At 74.8% G+C, this 24,236-nt stretch carries 14 protein-coding genes and 2 riboswitches; of the genes, 10 read left to right on the plus strand and 4 right to left on the minus strand.

Annotated features, from left to right (window positions below; all coding sequences use genetic code 11):
* Positions 1-130: 130 nt before the first annotated feature.
* Positions 131-8,572, minus strand: coding sequence for a type I polyketide synthase (locus ACFVTF_RS34700; RefSeq protein ID WP_387818000.1), 8,442 nt, complete (start codon positions 8,570-8,572; stop codon positions 131-133).
* Positions 8,573-8,847: 275 nt separating this feature from the next.
* On the opposite strand from ACFVTF_RS34700, the gene ACFVTF_RS34705 reads away from it, so the two are divergent.
* The 5 genes from ACFVTF_RS34705 (at position 8,848) to ACFVTF_RS34725 (ending at position 13,479) form a co-directional block, all read left to right on the plus strand.
* Positions 8,848-9,489: a hypothetical protein gene (locus tag ACFVTF_RS34705; RefSeq protein WP_387818001.1), complete on the plus strand. Its 642-nt coding sequence runs from the start codon at positions 8,848-8,850 to the stop codon at positions 9,487-9,489.
* 111 nt (positions 9,490-9,600) lie between these two features.
* A riboswitch (cobalamin riboswitch) is annotated at positions 9,601-9,806 on the plus strand.
* Between the two features lie 94 nt (positions 9,807-9,900).
* On the plus strand, positions 9,901-10,872 hold the full coding sequence (locus ACFVTF_RS34710) for an ABC transporter substrate-binding protein (protein ID WP_387818002.1): 972 nt from the start codon (positions 9,901-9,903) through the stop codon (positions 10,870-10,872).
* Entirely contained in the window at positions 10,869-11,948 is a 1,080-nt protein-coding gene (locus ACFVTF_RS34715) for a FecCD family ABC transporter permease (RefSeq protein ID WP_387818003.1), read from the plus strand. Before ACFVTF_RS34710 ends, ACFVTF_RS34715 begins: the two co-directional genes overlap by 4 nt.
* The gene (locus ACFVTF_RS34720; RefSeq protein ID WP_387818004.1) at positions 11,945-12,763 is read left to right on the plus strand and encodes an ABC transporter ATP-binding protein; all 819 of its coding nucleotides are present in this window, start codon (positions 11,945-11,947) and stop codon (positions 12,761-12,763) included. The genes ACFVTF_RS34715 and ACFVTF_RS34720 overlap by 4 nt, the downstream gene beginning before the upstream one ends.
* Entirely contained in the window at positions 12,760-13,479 is a 720-nt protein-coding gene (locus ACFVTF_RS34725) for a ferredoxin (protein ID WP_387818005.1), read from the plus strand. Before ACFVTF_RS34720 ends, ACFVTF_RS34725 begins: the two co-directional genes overlap by 4 nt.
* A gap of 197 nt (positions 13,480-13,676) precedes the next feature.
* A riboswitch (M-box (ykoK) riboswitch) is annotated at positions 13,677-13,854 on the plus strand.
* Positions 13,855-14,270: 416 nt separating this feature from the next.
* Here ACFVTF_RS34725 and ACFVTF_RS34730 read toward each other — a convergent pair.
* Positions 14,271-15,725, minus strand: coding sequence for a lanthionine synthetase C family protein (locus tag ACFVTF_RS34730; RefSeq protein ID WP_387818006.1), 1,455 nt, complete (start codon positions 15,723-15,725; stop codon positions 14,271-14,273).
* 172 nt (positions 15,726-15,897) lie between these two features.
* Here ACFVTF_RS34730 and ACFVTF_RS34735 point away from each other — a divergent pair, with 172 nt between their 5' ends.
* The 3 genes from ACFVTF_RS34735 to ACFVTF_RS34745 all read left to right on the plus strand — a co-directional run bounded on the left by ACFVTF_RS34735 (position 15,898) and on the right by ACFVTF_RS34745 (position 19,731).
* Complete coding sequence (locus ACFVTF_RS34735; protein ID WP_387818007.1) at positions 15,898-16,047, plus strand: hypothetical protein; 150 nt, start codon at positions 15,898-15,900, stop codon at positions 16,045-16,047.
* A gap of 170 nt (positions 16,048-16,217) precedes the next feature.
* The gene (locus tag ACFVTF_RS34740; protein WP_387818008.1) at positions 16,218-19,415 is read left to right on the plus strand and encodes a lantibiotic dehydratase; all 3,198 of its coding nucleotides are present in this window, start codon (positions 16,218-16,220) and stop codon (positions 19,413-19,415) included.
* A gap of 115 nt (positions 19,416-19,530) precedes the next feature.
* Positions 19,531-19,731, plus strand: coding sequence for a zinc-binding dehydrogenase (locus ACFVTF_RS34745; protein WP_387818028.1), 201 nt, complete (start codon positions 19,531-19,533; stop codon positions 19,729-19,731).
* 21 nt (positions 19,732-19,752) lie between these two features.
* On the opposite strand, the gene ACFVTF_RS34750 is transcribed toward ACFVTF_RS34745, so the two are convergent.
* Together ACFVTF_RS34750 and ACFVTF_RS34755 are read right to left on the minus strand one after the other, a co-directional pair.
* Entirely contained in the window at positions 19,753-20,772 is a 1,020-nt protein-coding gene (locus ACFVTF_RS34750; RefSeq protein WP_387818029.1) for a polyprenyl synthetase family protein, read from the minus strand.
* Positions 20,773-21,130: 358 nt separating this feature from the next.
* Positions 21,131-21,454 (minus strand): DUF6968 family protein, encoded by a 324-nt coding sequence (locus ACFVTF_RS34755; RefSeq protein ID WP_387818009.1) that lies wholly within the window; start codon positions 21,452-21,454, stop codon positions 21,131-21,133.
* 212 nt (positions 21,455-21,666) lie between these two features.
* Between ACFVTF_RS34755 and ACFVTF_RS34760 the strand changes: the two genes are divergently transcribed.
* Together ACFVTF_RS34760 and ACFVTF_RS34765 are read left to right on the plus strand one after the other, a co-directional pair.
* Positions 21,667-22,833, plus strand: a complete 1,167-nt coding sequence (locus tag ACFVTF_RS34760) for a serine hydrolase domain-containing protein (protein WP_387818011.1) — start codon at positions 21,667-21,669, stop codon at positions 22,831-22,833.
* Positions 22,834-22,975: 142 nt separating this feature from the next.
* Complete coding sequence (locus tag ACFVTF_RS34765; RefSeq protein ID WP_387818012.1) at positions 22,976-24,142, plus strand: serine hydrolase domain-containing protein; 1,167 nt, start codon at positions 22,976-22,978, stop codon at positions 24,140-24,142.
* Positions 24,143-24,236 lie beyond the last annotated feature (94 nt).

Consider the following 24,236-nt stretch of genomic DNA (forward strand, 5'->3'; position numbering starts at 1 on the left):
GTCCCTGACAGTTCCCTGATGGATCACTGATGACCTGTTGGCGGACGGGCGTCACCGTCACGGACCTGATCACGCCGGCCGTCGGCGTCGTCCTCGCCGGGGGACGGCGCGAGGACGGCCCTGGTTGCCTCTACTGGGTGGTGGCCTCCGATGGGGCGCCGGTGCGGGCGAGGGAGTCGATCCAGGTGCGGATCGCGGCTGCCGTGGTGGCGGCGTCCTCCCGTGCCAGGGAGAGGTGGTCGCCGGGCACCTCGACGCGTTCGTGCGGCAGCGGCCAGGTCGTGCGCCAGGAGTCGCCGTCCGCGCGCGCCGCCATCAGCGGGGTCGGCCGCGCGGCACCGACGAGGAGGGTCGGGGTGTCCACGGGCTCCGGGCGCCAGTCCAGGAAGAGCCCGGTGTAGGCGCCCATGGCCGCGACGGCGGCGTCCTCGTCGCCGGTGGACCCGTCCGCGTACACGTCCGCGCTCACCTCCACGCTCACGTCCGCGCCGAGGCCCGGGGCCGGTGGGGCGGCCAGGGCGGTCAGCCAGTCCGTGGCGTGGTTGCCCTGGTGGACGAGATATGTGTCGATCAGCACCTGTCCCAGGGGGGCGGATCCCCCGAGTTCGAGGTGTCGGGTCACGGCGTGCGCGACGGCGCCCCCGGCGGAAGCACCGACCAGGACGACGGGCCGGTTGCCGGCGTGCCGCAGCACCGTCTCGGCGTGGAGGCGGGCGAGCGTCTCCCGGTCGGCCGGAACGGCGTGCCCCGCGCCGATGCCCGGGTGCGGAAGCTCCAAGACGTCCAACTCGCCCTCGAAGCAGGCGTGCAGGGCCGCGAACCCGCCGCCCGGGAAGGCGGAGAACGGGCGGTGGTCGGGGAAGAAGACCACGACCGGGGAGCCGGCGCGGCCCCGGGCCCGGCGCAGCGGCGGCACGGCGTGCTCCGCGGCGTCGTCGGCGCCGAACGTCGCGGCGGCCGAGGACGCCGCGACCACCAGGTGCATCGCGGCCGCCGACCGGCCCTGCTCGCAGAGCGCGCGGTACAGCGCCGCGAGCGTCTGCGCGGGGCGGCCGGCGGGCGGTGCGGGCCGGAGGCCGGGGCGCGCCTGCGGTGTGCCGTCGGGCGAGTCGTTGGACAGGTCGCCTGGCAGGTCGTCGAGCAGGTCGAGGACGTGACGGGCGAGGTCCTCGATCGCCGGGTGCTCGAACACGACGGCCGCGGGCAGCCGCACGCGCAGGGCCGCGCTCAGTCGGCTGCGGAACTGGACGGCCGTCAGGGAGTCGAAGCCGAGCTCGGCCAGGGTCCGGCCGGCGGGCAGGTCCTGCGCGCCGGAGTAGCCGAGCACCGCGGCCACGTCGCCGCGCAGCAGTTCCGCGAGCGCGGCCTCGCGCTCCTCGGCGGGCAGCCCGGCCAGCAGTGTGCGCCACGCTCCGGGCTCCGAGCCCTCCCGGGCGCCCGGGGAAGGTTCGGTCGCGCCGCTCCGCGCCTCGGCGGCGGGCCGGCCGTGGCGCGCCAGGTCGCGCAGCGGGGCCGGTAGTCGCCCTGCGGCGGTGCGCAGCGCGGCCCGGTCCAGCAGGACCGGCGCGAGCACGGGGGCTCCCGTCCGCAGTGCCGCGTCGAACAGGGCCAGTCCCTGGGCGGGGGTGAACGCCCGCACCACGTCGTCGGACCTCGGGTGCCCCACCCCCTCGGTCAACTGGGCTGCCATGCCCGCGTCGTGGCCCCACATGCCCCACGCCAGCGAGACGGCGGGCAGACCGGCGGCGGCCCGGTGCTGGGCGAGCGCGTCCAGGAACGAGTTCGCCGCGGCGTAGTTGCCCTGGCCCGCCCGGCCCAGCACGCCCGAGACCGAGGAGAACAGGACGAAGGCCGTCAGGCCCCGGTCGCGGGTCAACTCGTGCAGGTGCCAGGCCGCGTCCGCCTTCGGCCGCAGGACCGCCGCCAGCCGCTCGGGGGACAGCGCGGCCAGCGCTCCGTCGTCGAGGACCCCGGCGGCGTGCACGACGGCGGTCAGCGGGGGGTCGCACTGCTCGATCAATTCGGCGAGCCGGGCCCGGTCGGCCGCGTCGCACGCGACGATCCTGACCTGCGCGCCCCGTTCCGCCAGACTCGCGCGCAGGGCGTCGGCGCCCGGTGCGTGCGGGCCGCGCCGCCCGGTCAGCAGCAGGTGGCGGACCCCGTACGCGTCGACCAGGTGCCCGGCCAGGTCCGCGCCCAGCGCTCCGGTGCCGCCGGTGATCAGCACCGTGCCGTCCGGGTCGAAGGCGCCGTCCGGGTCGAGGGTGCCGGAGCGGCGGGGCGGGGTGCTCTCGGCCGGCCGGGGCTCGGGCAGGTGGGCCGCCGCCGGGACGCCGACCAGCCGTGGCACCGTCGCCCGACCGGCGCGCAGGGAGAGTTGGGGCTCGCCGCTGGCGGCCGCCGCGGGCAGCAGGCGCAGGGAGGCGGGGTCCTCGTCCACGTCGATCAGGAGCACGCAGCCCGGCAGCTCCGACTGCGCGGTGCGCACCAGCCCCCAGACCGCGGCTCCCGCCAGGTCCGGCGTGGGTGCGGTGGCGTTCCGCGTCACCACCACGAGCCGCGAGCCCGCGGTGGCCGGATCCTCCTGCCAGTCCTGGAGGGCCTTGAGCACCCGCGTGGTCAGCTGGTGGACGTCGGCCAGCGGGCCGCCGTCCGTTTCCGGACCGACGGCGGTGAGCACCAGGTGGCCGGGCGGGGCCGTGGCGTCCGTGCCCGCCGCGCCGTTCACGGGCGAGGAGGGGCCGGCGAGGGGGACGAAGGCGGCGAGGTTCAGCTGGTCCGGCCCGAGGACCGTCCAGCCCGCCGACTGCGGTGCCCGGTCGGGCAGTGCGACGGGGACCCAGTCGGGGCGCAGCAGGGCACGCCGGGCGATGTCCGGCCCGGGATCGCCGTCCCCGGCCGGAAGTTCCCTGGTGGAGAGGGAGTCGACGCGGGCCACCGGGCGGCCCGCCGGGTCGGCGAGCGTGATCGAGAACGCACCGCCTTCCGGGGCGGGGCCTGCCTCGCCGACCGGCGCGATCCGCACCCGGACCGTCGACGCCTCGGCGGCGTGCAGGCACACGCCGCTCCACTGGAACGGCACCCGGGCGCCGCCCGCGCCCCCGATCGCGTCCGTGTCCGCGTCCGGGCCGGTTTCCTGGGCGGACGCGGCGAGCATCGAGGCGTGCGCGGCGGCGTCCAGGAGCGCGGGGTGGATGCCGTAGCGGTCCGCCTCGGCCGTCCACGGCTCGGGCAACCGGACCTCCGCGAACACCTCCGCACCCCGTCGCCACAGCGCGCGCACGCCGCGGAACGCGGGCCCGTAGGCCAGACCGCGCTCCGCCGCGGCTTCGTAGGCGTCGGCGGGATCGATCTCCGTGGCGCCGGGCGGCGGCCACTGCGTCAGGCCGTGCCCCTCCGGTGCCGTCCCCGGCTCGGGCGTGCGGGCGAGCAGGCCGGTGGCGTGCGGCGTCCAGGCGGTCCCGGCGGCCTCGGCAGCCTCGGTGGTCTCGGCGGTCTCCACCGGTCGCGCGTGGATCTCGACGGACCGCCGGCCGGAGTCGTCCACCGCCCCCACCACGACCTGGACCCGTACCCCCGAGGCGGGCAGGGCCAGCGGCCGCAGGATCACGAGTTCCTCCAGCGTGCCGCAGCCGGTCGCGTCGCCCGCACGCACGGCCATCTCGACGAACGCCGTCCCCGGCACGAGCGGCACCCCGCCGACGACGTGGTCGGCGAGCCACGGCTGGGCGCTCGCCGACAGCAGGCCGGAGAGCACCGTACGGCCGGTGCCCGGCACCTCGAACGGCGGGCCGAGCAGCGGATGCTCGCCAAGGCCCGGCCGGGCCCCGACTCCCGCCCCGGCCGGGCGCGACGGGTCCAGCCAGTACCTCCGGCGCTGGAAGGCGTACGTCGGCAGCTCCACGCGCCGCAGCCCGCGCCGCAGGCCGCGCTCCGCGAACACCGCGGGCCAGTCGACGCCGGCGCCACGCACGTGGAGCCGGGCCACGGCCGCCAGCAGCGTGTCCGGCTCCCGCTCGCCGTCACGGGCCGCGAAGGCGAACACCGCGCCGCCGTCCTGGACGGCCTGGCACTCCTGCGCGTACGCGGTGAGCACGGGCTGCGGGCCGAGCTCCAGGAAGCCCCCGACGCCGTTGGCGCCCAGCCACTCCACGGCCTCGGCGAACCGGACGGGAAGCCGCGCGTGCCGCACCCAGTAGTCCGCGGAGCCCAGTTCCTCGGGCGCCACCCGGGATCCCGTCACGGTGGAGACCACCGGGATCCGCGGCGGCCGGAACTCCAGCGTCTCGGCGACGCGGCGGAACTCGTCGAGCACCGGCTCCACGAGCGGCGAGTGGAAGCCGTGGCCGACCTTGAGCCGCGTGCAGCGGCGGCCACGGGCCTCGAACCGCGCCGCGACGGCGAGGACCGCGTCCCGCGCGCCGGAGACCACCACCGCGCGCGGTCCGTTGACCGCCGCGATCGCCACCCGGTCGGCCACGTCCGCGAGTTCGGGCAGGACCTCGTGCTCCGCCGCGTCGAGGGCCACCATCGCCCCGCCGTCGGGCAGCGCCCGCATCAGCCGCCCGCGCGCCGCGACCAGGCGTACGGCGTCGGCGAGGTCCAGCACTCCCGCGACGTGTGCGGCCGCCAACTCGCCCACGGAGTGCCCCGCCAGGACGTCGGCCCGCACGCCCCAGGACTCCACCAGCCGGAAGAGCGCCACCTCGTAGGCGAACAGGGCGGCCTGGGTGAAGTCCGTGCGGTCGAGCAGGGCGTCCGACGAGCCCGGCTCGGCGCGGATCACCGTGCGCAGCGGCCGGTCGAGTTCGCCGTCGAGCGCGTGGCAGACCTCGTCGAAGGCCTCGGCGAACACGGGGAACGCCTCCCGCAGCTCCTCGCCCATCCGCGGGCGCTGCGCGCCCTGCCCGGTGAACAGGAAGGCGGTGCGGGTGCGCGGGTCGGCCAGGCACGTCAACGACCCCGCGCCAGGGGTACCGGCGCCGGGCGTGCCGTCGGCGATCGCCCGGAGTCCGGCCAGCATGCGCTCGCGGTCAGCGGCCGGCACCATCGCCCGGTGCGTGAGCGCCGACCGCGACACCACCAGCGAGAAACCCATGTCCGCCGGCGACAGGCCCGGCCGGGCCTCGACGTGGTCGGCCAGCCGTCGGGCCTGGGCCCGCAGGGCCGCCTCGTCGGCCCCGCCGACCAGCCACGGCACGGCCGGCCCCGGCTGCGCGGGTTCCTGCGGCGCGGGTTGCCGGCCAGGGGCGCGGTCGGCGGCGGCCGGCTCCTCGATGATCACGTGCGCGTTGGTGCCGCCGATCCCGAAGGCCGACACACCGGCGCGGCGCGGCCGACCGGCGGGCGCGGGCCACGGCCGGGCGGCGGTCAGCAGCTCGACCCGGCCCGCGGACCAGTCGACGTGCGGGGTGGGGGCGGCCACGTGCAGGGTCCTGGGCAGCTCGCCGTGCCGCATGGCCTGGGCCATCTTGATGATCCCGGCGACTCCGGCGGCGGCCTGGGTGTGCCCGAGGTTGGACTTGACGCTGCCCAGCCACAGCGGAGGGTCCCCCGGCCCCCGGCCCCGGCCGTAGCCGGCGAGCAGCGCCCGCGCCTCGACGGGATCACCGAGCGCGGTGCCCGTCCCGTGCGCCTCCACGGCGTCCACCTCGTGCGCACGCAGCCCGGCGTCCGCCAGCGCCAGCTGGATCAGGCGCTGCTGGGCGCGGCCGTTGGGCGCGGTCAGGCCGTTGGACGCGCCGTCGGAGTTGACGGCGCTGCCGCGCACCACGGCCAGCACCGGGTGTCCGTTGCGGCGCGCGTCGGACAGCCTCTCCAGCAGCAGCATCCCGGCGCCCTCGGCCCAGGCGGTGCCGTCCGCCGTCGCCGAGAAGGACTTGCACCGGCCGTCGGGCGCGAGGGCGCGCTGGCGGCTGAACGCGACCAGCGGGTTGGGCGTCGCCATCACCGTGACGCCGCCGGCCAGCGCCAGCGAGCACGCGCCCGAGCGCAGCGCCTGGGCCGCCTGGTGCACGGCGACCAGCGAGGACGAGCACGCCGTGTCGATGGTGATCGCGGGCCCGCGCAGGCCGAACACGTAGGAGAGTCGGCCGGAGGCCACGCTGCCCGCCGAGCCCAGGGCGAGGTGGGCCTCCAGTTCGTGCGCGGTGAAGCGGGAGGCGTAGTCGCCGTACATCACGCCGAGGAAGACGCCCGTGTCGCTGTCCCGGACGGACACCGGGTCGATCCCGGCCCGCTCCCACGCCTCCCAGGTGACCTCCAGCAGCAGCCGCTGCTGCGGGTCCATGGCGAGCGCCTCGCGCGGCGAGATGCCGAACAGGCCCGCGTCGAACTCCGCGGCGCGGTGCAGGAATCCGCCGCTGCGCGTGTAGCAGGTGCCGATCCGGTCCGGGTCGGGGTCGTAGAGGGCGGCGAGGTCCCAGCCCCGGTCGGTCGGCAGGTCCGAGATCGCGTCCTTGCCCTGCGACACCAACTCCCAGAGCCCTTCGGGGGATTCCACGTCACCGGGGTAGCGGCAGGCCATGGCGACGATCACCACCGGGTCCCGGTCGTACGGCTCCTCCGGCTCGGCGGTCCGCGGTGCGGGGGTCGTGCCGGCCTCGGCCGTGGGTGCGGCGGGCTCGGCGGGCTCGGCGGGCTCGGCGGTGAACAGTTCGGTGTGCAGGTGGCGGGCGACGGCGGCCGGGGTGGGGTGGTCGAAGACCAGCGTCGTCGGCAGGCTCAGCCCGGTCGACGCCGCGAGCCGGTCGATCAGCTCGATGGCGCCGAGCGAGGTCAGCCCGAGGTCCGCGAAGGAGGTGTCGGCGAACGAGTTGTCCGCGTCGAGCCCCGCCTCCGGCGCGCGGCCCCGGACCCGGGCCGTCTCGGCGCACACCCTCTCGCACAGCGCGCGTTCCTGCTCCTCCCGGGGCAGCGACAGCAGCCCGCGCTCCAGGGAGCCGCCGACCGGGGCCGGGGCCGGCGCCGCAGCCGGGTCGCTGAGCACCGCATGGCGGACGATCTTTCCCGACGGCGTGCGCGGGACGGCCGCGATCTCACGGACCTCGACGGGGACCTTGTGGTCCGCGAGCTGCGAGCGGCAGACGTCGAGCACCAGCCGCGGGTCCAGGCCCTCCGGGCCGGGCACCACGAAGGCGACCGGGACCTCCCCGAGGACGGCGTGCGGCAGACCGAGAACCACCGCGTCCCGCACCCCGGGGCAGCCCCGCAGGACGTGCTCGACCTCCGTGGGGTGGATGTTCTCCCCTCCCCGGATGATCAGTTCGCTGACCCGGCCGGTGAGGACGAGGTGGCCGTGTTCGGCGCGCCGGCCGAGGTCCCCGGTCCGGTACCAGCCCTCGCGCAGCGCGGCGGCCGTCGCCTCCGGCCGGTCGTGGTAGCCCGACATGAGATTCGGACCGCTGACCCAGATCTCGCCCTCGCCGCCCGCGAGGACGTCGGCCCCGCTGTCCGGATCGACGACGCGGACCTCGACGCCGGGTACCGGCAGTCCGCAGGAGCCGTCGACCCGGGGGCCGTTCGGGCGTGCCACCGCGATCGCGCCGCAGGTCTCGGTACTGCCGTAGACGTCGAGCAGCGGCGCGCCGAGCGTCTCCTCCACCGCCCCGCGCAGTTCGGGCGGACACGGCGCGCCCGCCGTCACGCAGAGCCGCAGCCCGGGCCGCGGCGCGGGGAGCGGGGTGTCCTTCGCCGAGGCCGTCAACCGGTGGTACGTCGTGGGGACGCCCGCCAGGACGGTGAACGGCCCGCCGAGGGCGGCGCTCGGGGTGCGCAGCGTGCGCCACAGGTCGCCGGGCGTCAAGGCCTCGCCGGGCGTGGGCAGTTCGCCGACGATCGCGGTGCTCGCGCCGACGGCCGTGGTGCCCAGGATCGCGAGGGAGTGCCCGAAGCTGTGGAACAGCGGCAGCGGCCACAGCAGCCGGTCCTCGGAGGAGAGCCCGAAGAGCGGCGCGTAGCAGGCCGCCACCGACCACAGTGCGCTGCGCTGTGTGGAGAGCACGCCCTTGGGGCGGTGGGTGGTCCCGGAGGTGTAGAGCAGCCAGGCCGGATCGTCGAGCCCCAGGTCGTCGGGGGCCGCGGGCCCGCCCCCGGTCGAGGCCGCAGTCTCGAAGAGGACGGTGCCGTCGGGGGCGTTCGAGGGGATCGGGCCCGCCCCGGTGAGCACGGTGTACAGGCCGCGGTACCCGGCGCCGAGGCGGCGCAGCTGCGTGAGGTGCGCGGGGTCGGTGATGATGGCCGAGGCGCCGCTGTCCCGCAGGTAGTGGTCGAGTTCGTCGTCGGAGGAGCGGGGGTTGAGCAGGACACCGACCGCCCCCGCCCGCAGCACGGCGAGGCAACCCTCCACCAGCTCCACGCAGTTGCCCAGGCAGAGCGCCACCCGATCCCCGCGCCGGACCCCCGCCCGCACGAGCGACCCGGCCAGCCGCCCGGTCCGCCGCTCCAACTCGGCGTAGCTGACACCGCGCGAGAAGTCGTGGAACGCGACCCGGTCCCCCGACCGCTCGGCGTGCCTCCTCAGCAACTCCGGCAGCGGCCGCACCAGATCGTCATACCGCAGTTCACCACTCACGCCCCGGCTCCGACCTCTCGCCACTCGCGACCCACTCCCCCGCCGATCCCCTCCGTACCCAGTAACACACGGGCACAGACCGAGTCCCGCGGACTCGCCGCAGCTGCGCTCGCGGCCGCTGAGGAACTGCGACACTTCAAAGCCGCGATCAGGCCTCTGACCTACGGAAACAGCAGTCCTCCAGCCCGGGAGGGCACGAGGGCACAGCGCCGTGGACTTTGAGCGCTGCCCCCAATACCGCCCTCCCCGTCCGGCGCCCGTGTCAGGCTGGGGGAATGCTCTCCGACTCCGCCGCCCCCAACGACTGGCACACCCCGGCCGAACTGGCGCCGCTCGACGGCAACGAGGCCTTCCGCGGCACCGATGCCGGGACGGTGCTGGACTTCTGGCGCTACGCGATGCCCGACTTGCGAACCAACACCACCCGGGGCCTGCTCGCGGAATTCCTGGTCCACCGCGCCGTCGGCGCTGTGGCACGCAACATGGAATGGGACAGCTTCGATGTCCTGACACCTGACGGGCTCAGGATCGAGGTCAAGACCAGCGCCTACCTCCAAGCCTGGGGGCAGCGTCAGCTGTCGGAGATTCGCTTCTCCCGACTGCGCGGACGCACCTGGACTCCCGAGGACGGTGACGCCGCAGAGCAGTCCTACAACGCGGATGTCTACGTCTTCGCCCTCCATACCGCGCTCACCCACGCCGACTACGACCCGCTCGACATTGGCCAGTGGCGCTTCCACGTCGCTTCCCGTGCTCTCGTGGAGGCCACCGGACAAGCCAGCCTGGGCCTTGCTTCCGTACGCCGGCTGTGTGGCGAACCCGTCGACTACGAGGGGCTCGCGGCCCGGATCTCGGCCTGCTCCCTCCAGTCACCCTCAACTGGCGGAGCCACCGAAGCTGCCACCGTCACTGTGTGACAGCGCGCCGGCAGGCCGAACTCACACCTCCGTCAAGGCGCTGCCGCTGCCGGCGCTTCGCGTGGCCGGTGGGCGTCCTCGATCCGGTCGGCACCGACCTGACCACGCCTGATACCTTGCCATCGCCGTGGTGTACGGGAAACCGGTCTGAGTCCGGTGCGGCCCTCGCCACTGTTGCCGCGGAGTTCCGCGGCCCTCGCTGACCGGCTTTTCCAGCGGTCAGGGCCACTGGGCGGGCTGGAAGAGCCGTCCGGGAAGGTCGGCTGCGGCGTGTTGATGCGGAAGCCAGGAGACCGGCCACGGCGCGACATGTTCCACGAGGGTTTTGGAGAACACGTGCCCAGCGGTCTGCTGTATCCGTTTCGATCGATATGTGCCGTTCGTCCCACAGGTCCGATACGTGTCGGCCGGGTGGTCGCGGCCGTCCTGTTCACCGGCGTGCTCGGGGCCTGCACCGGCGCCCCCGCGCCCGCCACGTCCGGCGGGGCGGCCGGAAGTGCCGCGCCGGTCAGCGTGGACAACTGCGGGACCACCGTGACGGTCGGCGCGCCGCCCGCCCGGCTGGTGACGCTCAACGAGGGTGCCACCGAGGTGGCCCTGTCCCTCGGCCTGCAGTCCAGCATGGCCGGTACCGCCTACCTCGACGATTCCGTCCCGGAGAAGTGGAAGGCGGCCTACGACTCCGTCCCGGTGCTCTCCAAGGACTACCCGACGAAGGAGAAGCTCCTCGCGGCCCGTCCCGACTTCCTGTACGCCTCCTACTCCAGCGCGTTCACCGACAAGGTCGCGGGCAGCCGGGACGAGCTGCGCGGCCAGGGCATCCCGTCGTACCTGTCCCCGTTCGGCTGCTCGGACAAGAGCCAGGTGCCGCCGACGACCTGGCAGGCGGTGTGGGGCGAGCTGAACGACGTCGCCAAGGTCTTCGGTGTCACGGAGCGGGCCGCCGCGATCCAGCAGCAGCAGGAGCAGCAGCTCGCCCAGTTCACGGCGACGGCCGCGGGCAAGGGCCTGAAGGTCCTGTGGTACGACTCGGACACCAAGTCGCCGTTCGTCGGTGCCGGCCACGGCGGACCTCAGCTCGTGCTCGATGCCGTGGGCGCCCGCAACGTCTTCGCGGACCTGCCCGGTGGCTGGCAGAACGTGAGCTGGGAGAAGGTCGTCGCGGCGGACCCGGACGCCATCGTGGTCGCGGACGCCGGCTGGGACACGGCCCAGTCCAAGATCGACTACTTGGAGAACGACCCGGTGCTGAGCAAGCTCACCGCCGTGCAGCGCAAGGCTTTCGTGGTGGTGCCGTTCTCGGAGTCGACTCCCGGCGTGCGGCTCGCCGACGGTGCCGCCCGGGTGTCCGCAGGACTGGGCCAGCTGCACCCGGGTTCATGACCACCGAACCCCGCCCCGTCGTGCGGCCCCCCGGTCCGGGCCGCGCGACGGCGGCCCTGGCCATCGGTGCGGCCCTGCTGCTGACCACCGTGCTCCTCGGCCTGGCCGTGGGCTCGCAACCCGAGCCGGTCCGGACGGTGATCGATGTCGTGGCGCGCCGTCTCGGGCTGGGCGGCCAGCACGTCACGCTGCTGGACGACCAGATCGTCTGGCAGTTGCGGCTGCCCCGGGTTCTGGGAGCGGCTGCCACCGGCGCAGGCCTCGCGGTCTGCGGCGCGGTGCTGCAGACCCTGACCGGGAACGACCTGGCCGATCCCTTCCTGCTCGGGATCTCCGACGGAGCCGCCGCCGGCGCGGTCACCGTGATCGTCCTCGGCGTCGGCGTGACCGGCGCCGTGGGCACCGGCGCGGTGGCGACGGCGGCCTTCGCCGGTGCCCTGCTCGCCGCCGTCGTCGTCCTGGCACTGGCCGGCGCCCGCACCCGGTCGCTACCGACCACCCGGACCGTGCTCGCCGGCATCGCGGTGGGGCAGATGTGCGGGGCCTACACCTCGTTCGTCGTCCTGGTCCTCGGGGACCGCAACGCGGCGCGCGGCGTCATGGAGTGGACGCTGGGCTCGGTCGCCGGCGTGCGGTGGCCCACCGCCGTCTTCCTGACCGCGGTCGCGCTGGTCGGTGTCACGGTCCTGGCCTCCTCGGCCCGCGACCTGGACGCCTTCGCCTTCGGCGAGACCGCCGCCCGCTCCCTCGGCGTCCACGTCGAGCGCACCCGCTGGCTCCTCGTCGCCACCGCCGCGCTGGTGACCGCGTGCCTGGTCGCCAACACCGGCGTCATCGGGTTCCTCGGCCTGGTCGTCCCGCACGTGGTCCGACTGGTCTGCGGCCCGCGCCACGCCCTCCTGCTGCCCGTGTCGGCACTGGTGGGTGCGTCCCTCCTGGTGGGCAGCGACATCGTGGCGCGCTCGGTCCTGCCCGACCGGGAGATCCCCGTCGGCGTCATCACGGCCGGGCTCGGAGCTCCCTTCTTCGCCTGGCTGCTGTGGCGCCAGGGGCGGGCCGAGGGGGGACCGCAGTGACCGTGCCGCCCCCCGCCGAGCTGCGCGCGGAGGAGCTCCGCGTGCGCATCGGCGGAGCCACCCTGCTGGACGCGGTCTCGCTCGCGTTCGCCCCCGGCCGGATCACGGGCCTGCTCGGGCCCAACGGCGCCGGGAAGACCACCCTGCTGCGCGCGGTCGCCGGACTGACCCGGCCGAGCGCGGGGCGCGTCGTCCTGGACGGAGAGGACCTCCACGCCCTCACGGCCCGCCGACGGGCACGACGGGTGGCCTTCATGGAGCAGCAGGCGGACACCCGGTTGTCGCTGCCGGTCCGTCAGGTCATCGAGCTCGGACGCACGCCGTACCGCGGCCGCTGGCCCGTGCCGATGGACTCCGCCGCCGACGCCCACGAGCGGTCCGTGTTCGCCGAGGCCGTTGCCGCGGCCGACGTCGGACACCTGCTCGACCGGGCCTGGCCGACGCTGTCGGGCGGCGAACGGCAGCGGGTCCAGCTCGCGCGGGCACTGGTGCAGGAGCCCGGCGTGCTCCTGCTCGACGAGCCCACCAACCACCTCGACCTGCGCCACCAACTCGGCTTCCTCGGCGCCGTACGCGGGCTGGGCGTCACCACGGTGGCCGCGCTGCACGACCTCGAACTCGCCGCCGCCTACTGCGACGAGGTCGCCGTGCTGCTCGACGGCCGGCTGGTCGCCCACGGGCCCAGCTCCGACGTGCTCACCTCGCCCACGATCGCGCACGTCTACGGCGTCGACGTGACCGTGGAACGACACCCCCGGCACGACAGGCCGCACATCCGGTGGAACGGACTGCTCCCCGAAGGGACATCACCATGACCCTCCCCGCCCCGGGCGCACCCGCCCGCCGCAGTGCCACGCTCCTGGTCGGCATGTCGATCGGGGAGGCCGTCCGCCGTGACGAACTCCTCCGGACAGCGGCGTCGCACCGGGCCTCGATCGCTTTCCTGCAGCAGGCGGACCCCTCCCTGTCGGCCGAGCTGACCAGGCTGGCCGACGCGGGCACCGAGACCGTGGTCGTGATCGGCGTCCGCCTCGCGGCTTCCGGCCCGGGCCAGTCCTGGCTACGGCGGATCGCGGCGCACTGGTGGCGCGAGCGCGCGGGCCACCGCCCCGAACTCCTCGTCGCGACCCGCCTCGCCGACTCACCGGACGCGGTCCCCGCGGTGGCCGCGGTGACGAAGGCCATCACCGGCGAGGAGCCCGGCCTCACGTCCGCGGCCTGGGAGGACGTCCCCGGCCACCGGCACCAGGTCCTGGTGTGCCGCGGCCCGCGTTGCGCGGCCCAGGGCGCGGAGGAGGGACTGCGCGCCCTGGTACAGGAGCTGACCGAGCGCGGCCTCGGCGACGACGACGTGCTCGTCACCCAGACGGGGTGCCAGTTCCCCTGCAACCAGGCCCCCGTCGTCAGCGTGCAGCCGGACGACATCTGGTACGGGAGGATCGACCCGGCCGTCGCCGGCCGCATCGTCACCGAGCACCTCGCCGACGGACGACCGGTCGAGTCCCACCGGCTCCCCCGCCACAGGAGCTGACCCACGCCGAAAGCCAGCGGCCCTGCCGGAGACACCTCCGGCAGGGCCTCTGTCGGTCAGTGGCCACCGGGGCCCGCACCGCAGGCGAACAGTTTGTGCCGCGGAGGAAACGCGCTGGTGACGGGCGGTCCGGGCGGTTCTGACGGGGGGTCGGAGCGGCTTGACACCCTGGTCGGGGGGCGCGTCTACTTGTCGACGCGACTCCTCGTTCGGTGAGGCGTCTGCACGGATACAGGCCACTGATCCGACGACGTCGAGAGACGCCCAGGGTCAGGACAGGTCTCCTCGGCTTAAGGGGTGGCCCGAAGTGGCTTCCCGCCCGCTCGGGTGGGGATACGCCGTGCAGTGCCGAAGCTCTTACGTGAGGGGTGTCGCCACCCGGCAGCAGGGGCCGATGACGGCCCGGCGCTGCCCTGTCCGCGCGCAACCGAGGGAGGTGGGCGATGAAACCCGGTCATAGTACGTGTCACCGCCGCACTCCCCTCACCATCGTGCACGCCTGAGACTCCGGCCCGACGTGCGCCAACTGCCCTGATCCGGGCGGCAGTCCGTGCTGCCCGGGGTCGGGGTGGTTCGCCACTCGTCCGCACCGCCCGTACCGCCCGCGCCGGTTGACCGGCGCGCCGGCGGCGGCATCTCACGTGCCCCGAAGAACGAGACACCCTCCGATGATCCTGACCGGTTCCGCCTGCACGCAGCTCGGGCAGGCGCCCCGACACCCGCTCCGGACGGACGGGTCGGGCGGCCCGCCGACGGCAGACCGCACCGACCCGCCCGCACCGGGCCGACCGCTACGCGAGCAGCAGCGCGGCGTCCCACGGCAGGGCGCCGGCCTCCTCGGCGCCGCCCGCCAGGTGGTCGACCAGGGCGAGCGCGACGCCGGCCGCTCCTTCCAGGAACCCTGCCCGGTCACGCGCCCAGGTCGGCCGCTCCCCGCCGGGTGTGGCCGCGCCGGGCGGGAGCGGGCCAGGTGTGACCGCGCCGGGCGGGAGCGGGCCAGGTGTGACCGCGCCGGGCGGGGGCGGGCAGGGGAAGGCGAACGCGGCCTCGGGTTCGTAGTGGGCGATGACCTCCTCGGCCAGCGGTCCGAGCCGGGCCAGCAGTCGCGCGTCACCGCTGTCCCGGGCCACCCGGGCGGTGACCTGGAGCAGACCCGCGGTGCCGTGGCAGAGCATGGCGTCGTGCAGGCCCCGCCGCTCGCGCGGCCGGTCCAGCACGGCGTGGAGCGCACGGACCGCCGCGGCCTCCCAGTCGGGCTCGTCGAACGCCTGCCCGGCCAGTTGCAGGGAGCGGGCGACGCCCGGCGTTCCGTAGCACCAGGCGGCCCTGGCCCGGGGGGCGTCGACTCCGCCGGGCCGGTCCCCACCGGGCCGGTGTTCGTGCCCGGGGGTGAGGGAGGCCGGCCAGTCGGGGCCGTCGGCGCCCTCGTCGTCGTGGCGGCGGTGTGCCAGCAGCCACTGGGCCATCCGGTGCGCGGCCTCGGCCATCCCCGGCACCACGACTCCCTCGCGGCGGGCGAGCGCCAGCAGGGCCAGCGGCCCCGGAACGCCGTGCGCCAGGCCCAGGTTGAGGTGACCGTCGGGGAACCGCGCATCCGCTCCGGGCGAGGGCGGCCCCGGCACGCACCAGCCGGGCACCGTGCGGCCACCGATCCGCAGCGGCCGGCTCAGCTCGACCAGATACTCCAACACCGCGACCAGCAGCGGCCGTTGGCCGTCACCGCAGGCCAGCAGGTAGCGGCCGAGCCCGGCCAGACCGCCGATGACGTCGTACGCGGCCATGGCCGGCCCCCGCTCCCCCGTGGCCAGCCGGGCCCGCTCCAGCGTCAGCAGCGCGTGGACCCGCTCCGCCACCCGGCGGTCCAGGGCCGCGAGCAGCCCGGCGTAGTCCCCCGGGCCGGCGACCGCCGTACGGACCGCGAAGGCCAGCGCGGGCGCGCCCTGGTAGAGGCTGTCCGCCGCGCTCCCCCCGCCCAGCCGGGAAACCGCCGAAGACAGCTGGGCGTGCGTCACCGGACGCCAGGACCGGTCCTGCCGTGCCAGCCGGGCGAACAGCAGCGCGATGCCCGGGTAGCCGTCGCCGAGCGACGTCGCTGACCACGGGCTCACCCCGAGGTACGGATCGGCGTTCCCCGGGGCCGCCATGACTCGGGGCGCCCGGTCGGGATCGCGCAGCAGCCGCGCGACCGACTCCACCGCCTCCGCCGCCGTCCGCTCGACGGCGCCTTTCCCCCGGTTTTCCGTCATGGAATTCTCCATGCCATGTCCTTCTTTCGGATCGTGGTTCCGGCATGCCCGAAGACACCTTGCCACAAATCTCGGAAGATTCCCCACGGGGCTTCGGTTGACGGAAATCGAAAAGCCTCGTAGCGTCATTCACGAGCCGGACGGACCGGCTGATTCCGAAAGGGAGAAAATCATGCAGAACATTGTTTTCGCCGACGCCGAGCTGCAGTTCGACGCCTTCGACCTGGACCTGAAGGAGACCGTCGGCCAGGGCGACGAGGCCGCTGCCGTGCAGCACCCGTCGCTGGGCACCTGCTTCTGCAGCCACGGCTTCCCCTGCTGAGCCGTCGCCACACAGCGCCCCGGGCGGGATTTCGGCCCGCCCGGGGCGGTATTCAGGACGGGAAATTCCCCAGGTTTTCCAGGGTTTGAAAAAGGAGTTCCCACATGCCCGCAACCGCACCTTTCCGAGGGGCTGGAACTCCACTGTTCCGCTGCGCGGACACCGCATTGTTGCGGGCTCCGGTCTTTCCTCGGAACCGCATCGAGGAAACCTTCGCGGATTTTCCCGCCGAGGCGGCCGACGAGCCGGAACAGCTGTCCCGGCAGCTCGCCCGGCTCGGTGCCGACCCCGAGCTGCGGGCCGCCGTCGCCCTGGCCAGCCCGTCGCTGGCACGTCTCGTGGACAAGGTGCGGGAGGGAGGCGCCGTCGAGCCGAAGCGCCTGCGCAAGGCCGTGCTCTCGCTGAGCCGCTACCAGCTCCGGATGGCCGCGCGGCCCACACCCTTCGGGCTCTTCGCCGGCGTCGCCGCCGTCCGGGTGGCGGCCTCCGCACCCACGGCCGCCACCGCCGCAGCACCCACGACTGCCGCACCCGCAGCACCCACGACCGCCGTACCCGCACCCGCCGACACCGCGCCCGGTGACGCGAGCGCACGGCTCGGCACCGCCCACCGTCCCGTCGCCCGGCCCGACATGGGCTGGCTGAGCGCGTTGCTCGCCGGCCTGGAGACCAGGCCCGACACCCTGGCGGCCCTGCGGGTCGTCGCCAACGAGCTCACCTTCGTCCGCGGCGACCGTCTCGTCCTGCCCTACGTGCCCGAACGCCACGCCGCGGAGCCCACGGCCGGCCGGACCGTCATCGAGGTCTCCATCCGCCACACCCCCGCCGTGCGCGCCGTCCTGGAACTGACGGCGGAGCCCGTCCAGTTCGCCGAGCTGGGCCGTCGGCTGTGCGAGCGGTTCCCCGGCACCCCGGAACACCGTGTGAACGGCCTGCTGGGGCAGCTGGTCGAGCGCGAGTTCCTGCTCACCGACCTGCGCCCGCCGACCACTGCCACCGACCCGCTGACGCACGTCCTGGACCGCCTGCCCGCCGGCCCCGAGCGGGCGGAACTCGCCGCCGTCCACCGGGAACTGGGCGCGGCCCGGCCCGGCACCGACTACTCGTCCGTCCTGCGCCGGATGCGACGCCTGCACGAGGCCGACCGCCGGCTCCAGGTGGATCTGGCCCTGGACGCCGACGTGACGCTGCCCGCCGAGGTGGCGGCCGAGGCCGCACGCGCCGCCGAGGCACTGTGGCGGGTCTCCCGCGCCCGCAGCGCGCCGTCCCATCTGGCCCAGTACCACGGCGAGTTCGTCGAACGCTACGGCACCGACCGGCTGGTCCCCCTCACCGAACTGCTCGACCCCGACCGCGGTCTCGGCGCGCCCGCCGGCTACCTGATGCCGCCCAGCGAGCGCGAGCAGCCCGCCAGGCCCGAGCCCTCGCCCGCGGACGCGCTGCGGATCGAGCTGGCCCAGGCCGCCGCCATGGCCGGCGCATCCGAGGTGGTCCTCGACGACGGCCTGCTCGCGCGCCTCAGCCCCGACACCGCTCTGCCCCCGCCCGCCTCGTTGGAGCTCTACGCCCGGGTACTGGCCGGCTCCGCCGAGGCGTTGGCGCGCGGCCGGTTCCGACTCTGGCTGACCCCGGAGACCGGCGCGGACCACGCCGGTGCGACCATCGGCAGATTCTCCCACCTGCTGCCGGACGCCGCGCAGCGGATCGCGGCGGCCTGCGCGGCGGCCGAAAGCGCGGACGCCGAAAGCGCGACTGGCGACGACAGCGTCGAGGCCGCCCAACTCGTCCTGCGGGCCTCCCGGTCGCGGTCGGCCAACCTCAACCAGGTCCGCCGTCTGCTGGACCGGCAGATCGTGGTCGGCGCCTTCGCCGACCGCACGGCCCCCGGCACGGTGCCGCTGGACGACCTCGCCGTGGGAGCCGACCTCACCGGCCTCCAGCTGGTACGGCTGAGCAGCGGCCGCCGGATCGTCCCGCTGACCTGGAACATGCTCAACCCACAGGCCCAGGTCGGCAATGTGGGGCGTTTCCTGCGCGAGCTGCGCCTGTCGGGTGTCCGGCCCGGCTTCACCTGGGACTGGGGCCCGCTGGAGCAGGCGCCGTACACCCCGCGCGTGCGCTACGGACGCACCGTGCTCGCCCCGGCACGCTGGCGGCCGTCCGCGCCGTTCTTCGCCGACACCGCCATGCCGGAGCGGGAGTGGCGGCTGGAGTTCGACCGCTGGCGGGAGCGCTGGAGCGTACCGGACGACGTGCTGCTCTGCGTCGCCGATCGCGGCCTGGAACTCGACCTCTCCGCCGGGCTGCACCTCCGACTGCTGCGCCAGGACGTCGCGCGGTGGCCGGAGGCCGTCCTGCGCGAGGCACCCACGGGCGAGGACGCGTACGGCTGGCTGTCCGGCCCGGCGGGCGCGCACACCGCGGAGGTGGTCTTCCCGCTGCTCGCCGACGCGCCGATCCCGCGCCCCCGTCCCCGACCCCGCCCGCGCCCGCGCCCGCGCCCCGCTGTGCGCCCGACGCCCGCGCTCCGCGTCCGGCCGCCCGGCGGCGAATGGCTCTACGCCAAGGTCTACTGCTCGACGCGACGTCAGAACGAACTGCTCGTCGGAGCGTTGCCCCGCCTGCTCGCCGCACTGCCCGCCGAGGTGGACCGCTGGTTCTTCCTGCGCTACCGCGACCCCGAACCGCACCTACGGCTGCGCTTCCACGGCGATCCGGCGGCGCTGAACCGGCAGCTGCTGCCGAACTGCCACGACTGGTTCGCCGAACTGCGCCGCTCCGGACTGGCCTGGCGACTGGTGCTCGACACCTACGAGCCCGAGTGGGAGCGCTACGGGGGCCCGGCCGCGACCACCGCCGCCGAGGACGCTTTCGGCGCGGACAGCGCGGCCGTGCTCGCCCAGCTCGACGCGCTGGAGGCGGGCCGGCTCGGCCTGGACCCGAGGCTGCTGGGCGCCCTCAACATGCTCGACCTGGCCCGGCACGTCCACGGGGACACCGCCGAGGGCGCCGCGCGGGCGGAGGAGTGGCTGCTGGCCACCTATCCCAGGTCCGCCGTCCATGCCCAGCTGCGCGACCTGCGGACGGCGGCCGTGCGGCTGAGCGACCCCGCCGACAACCGGGCAGCCCTGCGCGCCCTGCCAGGCGGCGGCGAGCTGCTGGCGAGCTGGCAGCGCCGGGCCGGTGCACTCGCCCGCTACGGCGAGGCGCTGCGCGCGGCCACCCCCCGGGGTTCCGAGCTGCCCGGCCTGGTGCACCTGCACCACAACCGGCTGCTCGGCATCGACCCGGAGGCCGAGGACCACGCCCGCTCCGTCGCCCGCGGCGCGATGGAGGCCCAGCGGGGCCGCCGCCTGCGCCGGCCCTGAGTTCAGGGGCCCGACCGCGGGCCCACCGTCAGCGGCGTGCCGGCCGGCCCCTCGGCGGCGATGGCCGGTCGTCGCCGATGCCGGACTACCCCGCGACCGGCTCCGGGCGGAAGGCCTGGTCGATGTTGTCCTCGACCCACGAGCGAAGCGCGTTCAACGGCACCGCGGCGCTCTGGCCGACGCCGGCGAGGTCGCCGTCGAGGTGGAGCGGACCTTCCCGCTGGAGCAGGCCGGGGCCGCCCACGCCCGCGGCGAGGCGGGCCGCACCCGCGGCAAGCTCGTCCTCACCACCGAGGTCGGGCCAGGAGCCAACTGACCTCCGTGTCGCGGGCTCGCCTCACCGGACTCGCTCGACGCTCCACCTCGGCAGGTACTCGAAGAACGCGACCGCCTCCTCCCGCCACCTGGGGCGCCAGGCCGCGGCTTCCGTGGCGGCCGCGTGCGCGAAGCGCCGCATGTCCACCCGCATCCGCTCCGGGACGCCGTGGCGGTGGGCGATGTCGCGGATGGCGGCGACGGTCTCCTCGGTGCAGGCCCCGTCGCCGAGCGCGGACTCCACCACGGCCCGCTCGGGGCCGGTGGCCGCCGCCAGGACGGCGCGGACGGTGTAGTTGCGCCGCCCCTCCCGGATGTCCGTTCCAGTCGGCTTGCCCATCGTCCCCGCGTCGCCGAAGAGGTCCAGGTAGTCGTCGCGCAGCTGCCCGCAGATCCCCACCAGTCGGGCATAGCGGCGCAGTTCCCCGTCGTGGGCGGCGGGCTGGACGCCTGCGGCGAGCAGTCCCAGCTGGAGCGGGGCGAGGACGGAGTAGCGGGCGGTCTTGTAGTCGGCCACGTCGTGCAGCACCTCCTCGTCCGGGTCCGCGGTGAAGTCCCGCTCCAGGTCGACGATCTGGCCGACGAACGTGGCCGTCGCCGCTCGCGTCTGCACCTCGACCATGGCCTGTCGGACCGGGAGCGGGGCCCGGGAGTCGAGGAGGACCTGGAGGGACAGCGCGAGGGCGAGGTCGCCGGCGAGGACGGCGAGCCCGAGCGCGGCCTGCGGCCGGTCGGGGAACCGCTCCCGGTAGGCGTAGTAGGTGGAGGGCCCGCCCCGGCGGGTGGGGCTGTCGTCGATGATGTCGTCGTGGACCAGCCCGTGGGTCTGGAGCAGTTCGATGCTCAGCGCGGCGTCGTCCAGCCCCGCCACGGGCTCGGCGGTCACCAGCCGGGCGGCCTCGAAGAGCAGGGCCACCCGCATCCGCTTGCCGCCGCGCAGCGAGAGGTCCCGCAGCAGGGCCAGGCAGTCCGGGGTGAACCGGCTGGACGACGGGGCGTCGAAGGCGGCGGCCAGGTCCTGGAAGTACTGCTCGGCCAGCATGCCGAACCGGCGCTCGTACCCGGCGAGACGGGCCCGGATCTGCTCGGTGGGGACGGCGGCGGTATCGGTCACGAAGATGTCTTCCGTTCGGGCGGGGACGCGCGCCCGCGCAGGCGCGGAGGTGCCACGGATCCCGGTGGTGGTCCGTCACCCATGCTGCCCCATCGGGCTCCCGGTTCGGGATGCCGGGGAGCATGCAGACGATTCGGCCGTGCTCCTCACCATCGCCAAGCGCGACTGAGACAGCACACCGGACAGGTACCGGACCGGGCCCGCCCACACGTGTGCGGTCCGGCACCCGCCCCGCCCGAGGCGGCCGCCCCCGCAGCCGCCGTCACGCCTCACCCGGTCTGCGCCCTCAGGAACCCTCGCCCCCCAGCATCAAGTCCCTCCCGCCCAGGAAGGTCAGCCCGGCGTCGTCGTTCAACTCGCTGAACTCGCCGCGAAAGCGGGTCAGGGCGAGTTGCAGGGCCTGCAACGAGTCCACGCCGAAGATCGCCGTCACGCGGTCGGCGACGTCCGGGTGTCCGGTGATCCGGCACGGGCAGTACCAGTCCGGCCCCTCCGGGTCGCGGCAGGGCAGCCCGACCTCCAGCAGCACCGGCCTCCGCGTCCCGTCCGGAGCGGTAAAGGCCAGCTCACGACTGGCGATGACCTGGCCAAGCTCGTATTCAGCGCTCACCGCAGCAGTACAACACACCCCCCGTTCGAAGAGCCGCTCCGCCGGAAGGCCGGCAGGAGTTCTGCCGGGAGCACGGTCCTGGTCGGGGGCGGCTCCCGGAGCCGGCTCCCGGGTGCGGTTCGTCCTGGGTACGGACGAACTCCCCTGCCCCTGAATGGTCCTCTTGATCAGGGCCGGAAATCACCGGCGCCATTCCTCAGAGGGGTTCCTTCGTGAACGAGAACACACCGCACAGCCGCGCCCCGCGCTCCCGTCGGGGCGCCCGGCACCGGGCGGTGGCGGTCGTGACCGCCGTGGCCGCCGGCGTGATGACGGTCGGAGCGCTGGCACCGACCGCGGCGTTCGCCGGCGGCAAGCCGGACAGCGTCCAACAGAGCCTGAACGCGCTGGTCAAGGACGACGGCATGCCCGCCACGCTGGCCTCCGTGAAGGGCCGTGACGGCCGCACCCGCACCTACACCGCGGGCGTCGGCGACATCGCCACCGGGGCCAAGCCCCCCGTCGACGGGCAGGTACGGATCGGCAGCAACACCAAGCCCTTCACCGCCGTCGTCGTCCTCCAGCTCGTCGCCGAAGGCAAGGTCGGCCTCGACTCACCCGTCGAGACCTACCTGCCGGGGCTGCTGCGCGGCGACGGCATCGACGGCCGCAACATCACCGTCCGCCAGTTGCTCCAGCACACCAGCGGCCTGCCCGAGTACGTGGACAAGGACTCCATCCTCACCAGCCCGAACCGGTACTACGAACCGCGCGAGCTCCTCGACGCGGCTCTGGCCCAGAAGGCCCACTTCGCCCCGGGTGCGCGCTGGGAATACAGCAACACCAACTACCTGCTGGCCGGCCTGATCATCCAGAAGGTCACCGGGCGGCCGCTCGGCGAGGAGATCAACCGGCGCATCGTCGACCGCATCGGTCTGCGCCACACCTACTTCCCCACCCCCGGGGACACGGGCATCCGCGAGGCCCACCCCAAGGGCTACAACCGGGACGCCGACGGCTCGCTCCGCGACTACACGGAGCTCGACCCGTCCTGGGGTTGGGCGGCAGGGGCCGTCGTCTCCACCAACACCGACCTCAACGCGTTCTTCACCGCGCTCCTCGGCGGCCGGCTCCTGCCCCCGGCGCAGCTCGCCCAGATGCGCACCACCGTCCCCGCCGACGAGGTGAGCCCCGGCGTCCGTTACGGGCTGGGCCTGATGAGCCGTCCGCTGTCGTGCGGCGGCCAGTACTGGGGCCACGGCGGGACCATCCCGGGCTACAAGACCACCGGGGGCGTCACCGACGACGGCCGCGCCGCCAGCATCGCGGTGACCACGATCCCGGGCGACGAGGCCGATCAGCACATCGTGGCCGCGGTGGACGCGGCCCTGTGCCGCTGACCCCGTAGGCCCTCCCCGGTCCGGCCTGAGCGTCCGCACCAGTACGACCCGCGGGTTCCGCGCGCCTCGGTGCGCGCGGAACCCGCGCGCTCGCACGCCCGCACACCTCGCCAATTCCCGTTTCCCGTAGAGGAGTTCTTCCGTGAACGAGCACGTCCCGCACAACCGCTCCCCCCGGAGCCGCCGCAGTCGGCACATGGTGGCGGCAGCCGTGGCCACCGGCGTGATGACGGTCGGGGCGCTGGCACCGACCGCGGCGTTCGCCGGCGGCAAGCCGGACAGCGTCCAGCAGAGCCTGAACGCGCTGGTCAAGGACGACGGCCTGCCCGCCGCACTGGCCTCGGTGAAGGGCCGCGACGGCCGCACCCGCACCTACACCGCGGGCGTCGGCGACACCGCCACCGGCGCCAAGGTCCCCGTCGACGGGCAGATCCGCGCCGGCAGCAACACCAAGACCTTCACCGCCGTCGTCGTCCTCCAGCTCGTCGCCGAAGGCAAGGTCGGCCTCGACGCGCCCGTCGAGACCTACCTGCCGGGGCTGCTGCGCGGCGACGGCATCGACGGACGCAACATCACCGTCCGCCAGTTGCTCCAGCACACCAGCGGCCTGCCCGACTACATGGAAGTCCCCCCCTTCTCGGACTTCGTCCCCATCCAGTACCGCTACTTCGAGCCCCGCGACCTCCTCGACGGCGCCCTCGTCCAGAAGGCCGGCTTCCCTCCGGGAACCAGCTGGGGGTACAGCAACACCAACTTCGTCGTTGCCGGCCTGATCATCCAGAAGGTCACCGGACGGCCTGTCGGCGAGGAGATCACCAAGCGCGTCATCGACCGCATCGGCCTGCGCCACACCTACTTCCCCGCCCCCGGCGACACCACCATCCACGAGGCCCACCCCCACGGCTACCTCCGCACCTCGCCGGACGCGGCCCCGATCGACTACACCGACATGGACTCCTCGATGGCCTGGGCGACCGGGGCGGTCGTCTCCACCAACACCGACCTCAACACGTTCTTCACCGCGCTCCTCGGCGGCCGGCTCCTGCCCCCGGCGCAGCTCGCCGAGATGCGCACCACCGTCCCCGCCGAACTCATCGGCCCGGGGATCCGCTACGGGCTCGGTCTGCAGAGCAGGCCGCTCTCCTGCGGCGGCCTGGCCTGGGGCCACGGCGGCACCTCCCCCGGCTACCGCTCCCGCAGCGGCGTCACCGACGACGGCCGCGCCGCCACCATCACCGTCACCACCGTCCCGGACGAGGAGGTCGCGCAGCACATGGCGGCCGCCCTGGACTCGGCCCTCTGCCACTGACCGCCCCGCCCCTCGGTCCGGCCCCCGCGCGCGGGGGCCGGACGCCGGACGGCCTCGCGGCTCCCGTGGGCGGGGGCCGCGAGGCCGTCTGTGG

The sequence above is a fragment of the Kitasatospora sp. NPDC057940 genome, from assembly GCF_042887425.1.
Classification (GTDB): domain Bacteria; phylum Actinomycetota; class Actinomycetes; order Streptomycetales; family Streptomycetaceae; genus Kitasatospora.

What these genes read in the sequence shown, in the direction of transcription:
- ACFVTF_RS34705 (WP_387818001.1), top strand. Translation starts at nt 8,848, where the DNA reads ATGCTCTCCGACTCCGCCGCCCCCAACGACTGGCACACCCCGGCCGAA.
- ACFVTF_RS34715 (WP_387818003.1), top strand. Translation starts at nt 10,869, where the DNA reads ATGACCACCGAACCCCGCCCCGTCGTGCGGCCCCCCGGTCCGGGCCGC.
- ACFVTF_RS34725 (WP_387818005.1), top strand. Translation starts at nt 12,760, where the DNA reads ATGACCCTCCCCGCCCCGGGCGCACCCGCCCGCCGCAGTGCCACGCTC.
- ACFVTF_RS34730 (WP_387818006.1), bottom strand. Translation starts at nt 15,725, where the DNA reads ATGACGGAAAACCGGGGGAAAGGCGCCGTCGAGCGGACGGCGGCGGAG.
- ACFVTF_RS34735 (WP_387818007.1), top strand. Translation starts at nt 15,898, where the DNA reads ATGCAGAACATTGTTTTCGCCGACGCCGAGCTGCAGTTCGACGCCTTC.
- ACFVTF_RS34750 (WP_387818029.1), bottom strand. Translation starts at nt 20,772, where the DNA reads ATGCTGGCCGAGCAGTACTTCCAGGACCTGGCCGCCGCCTTCGACGCC.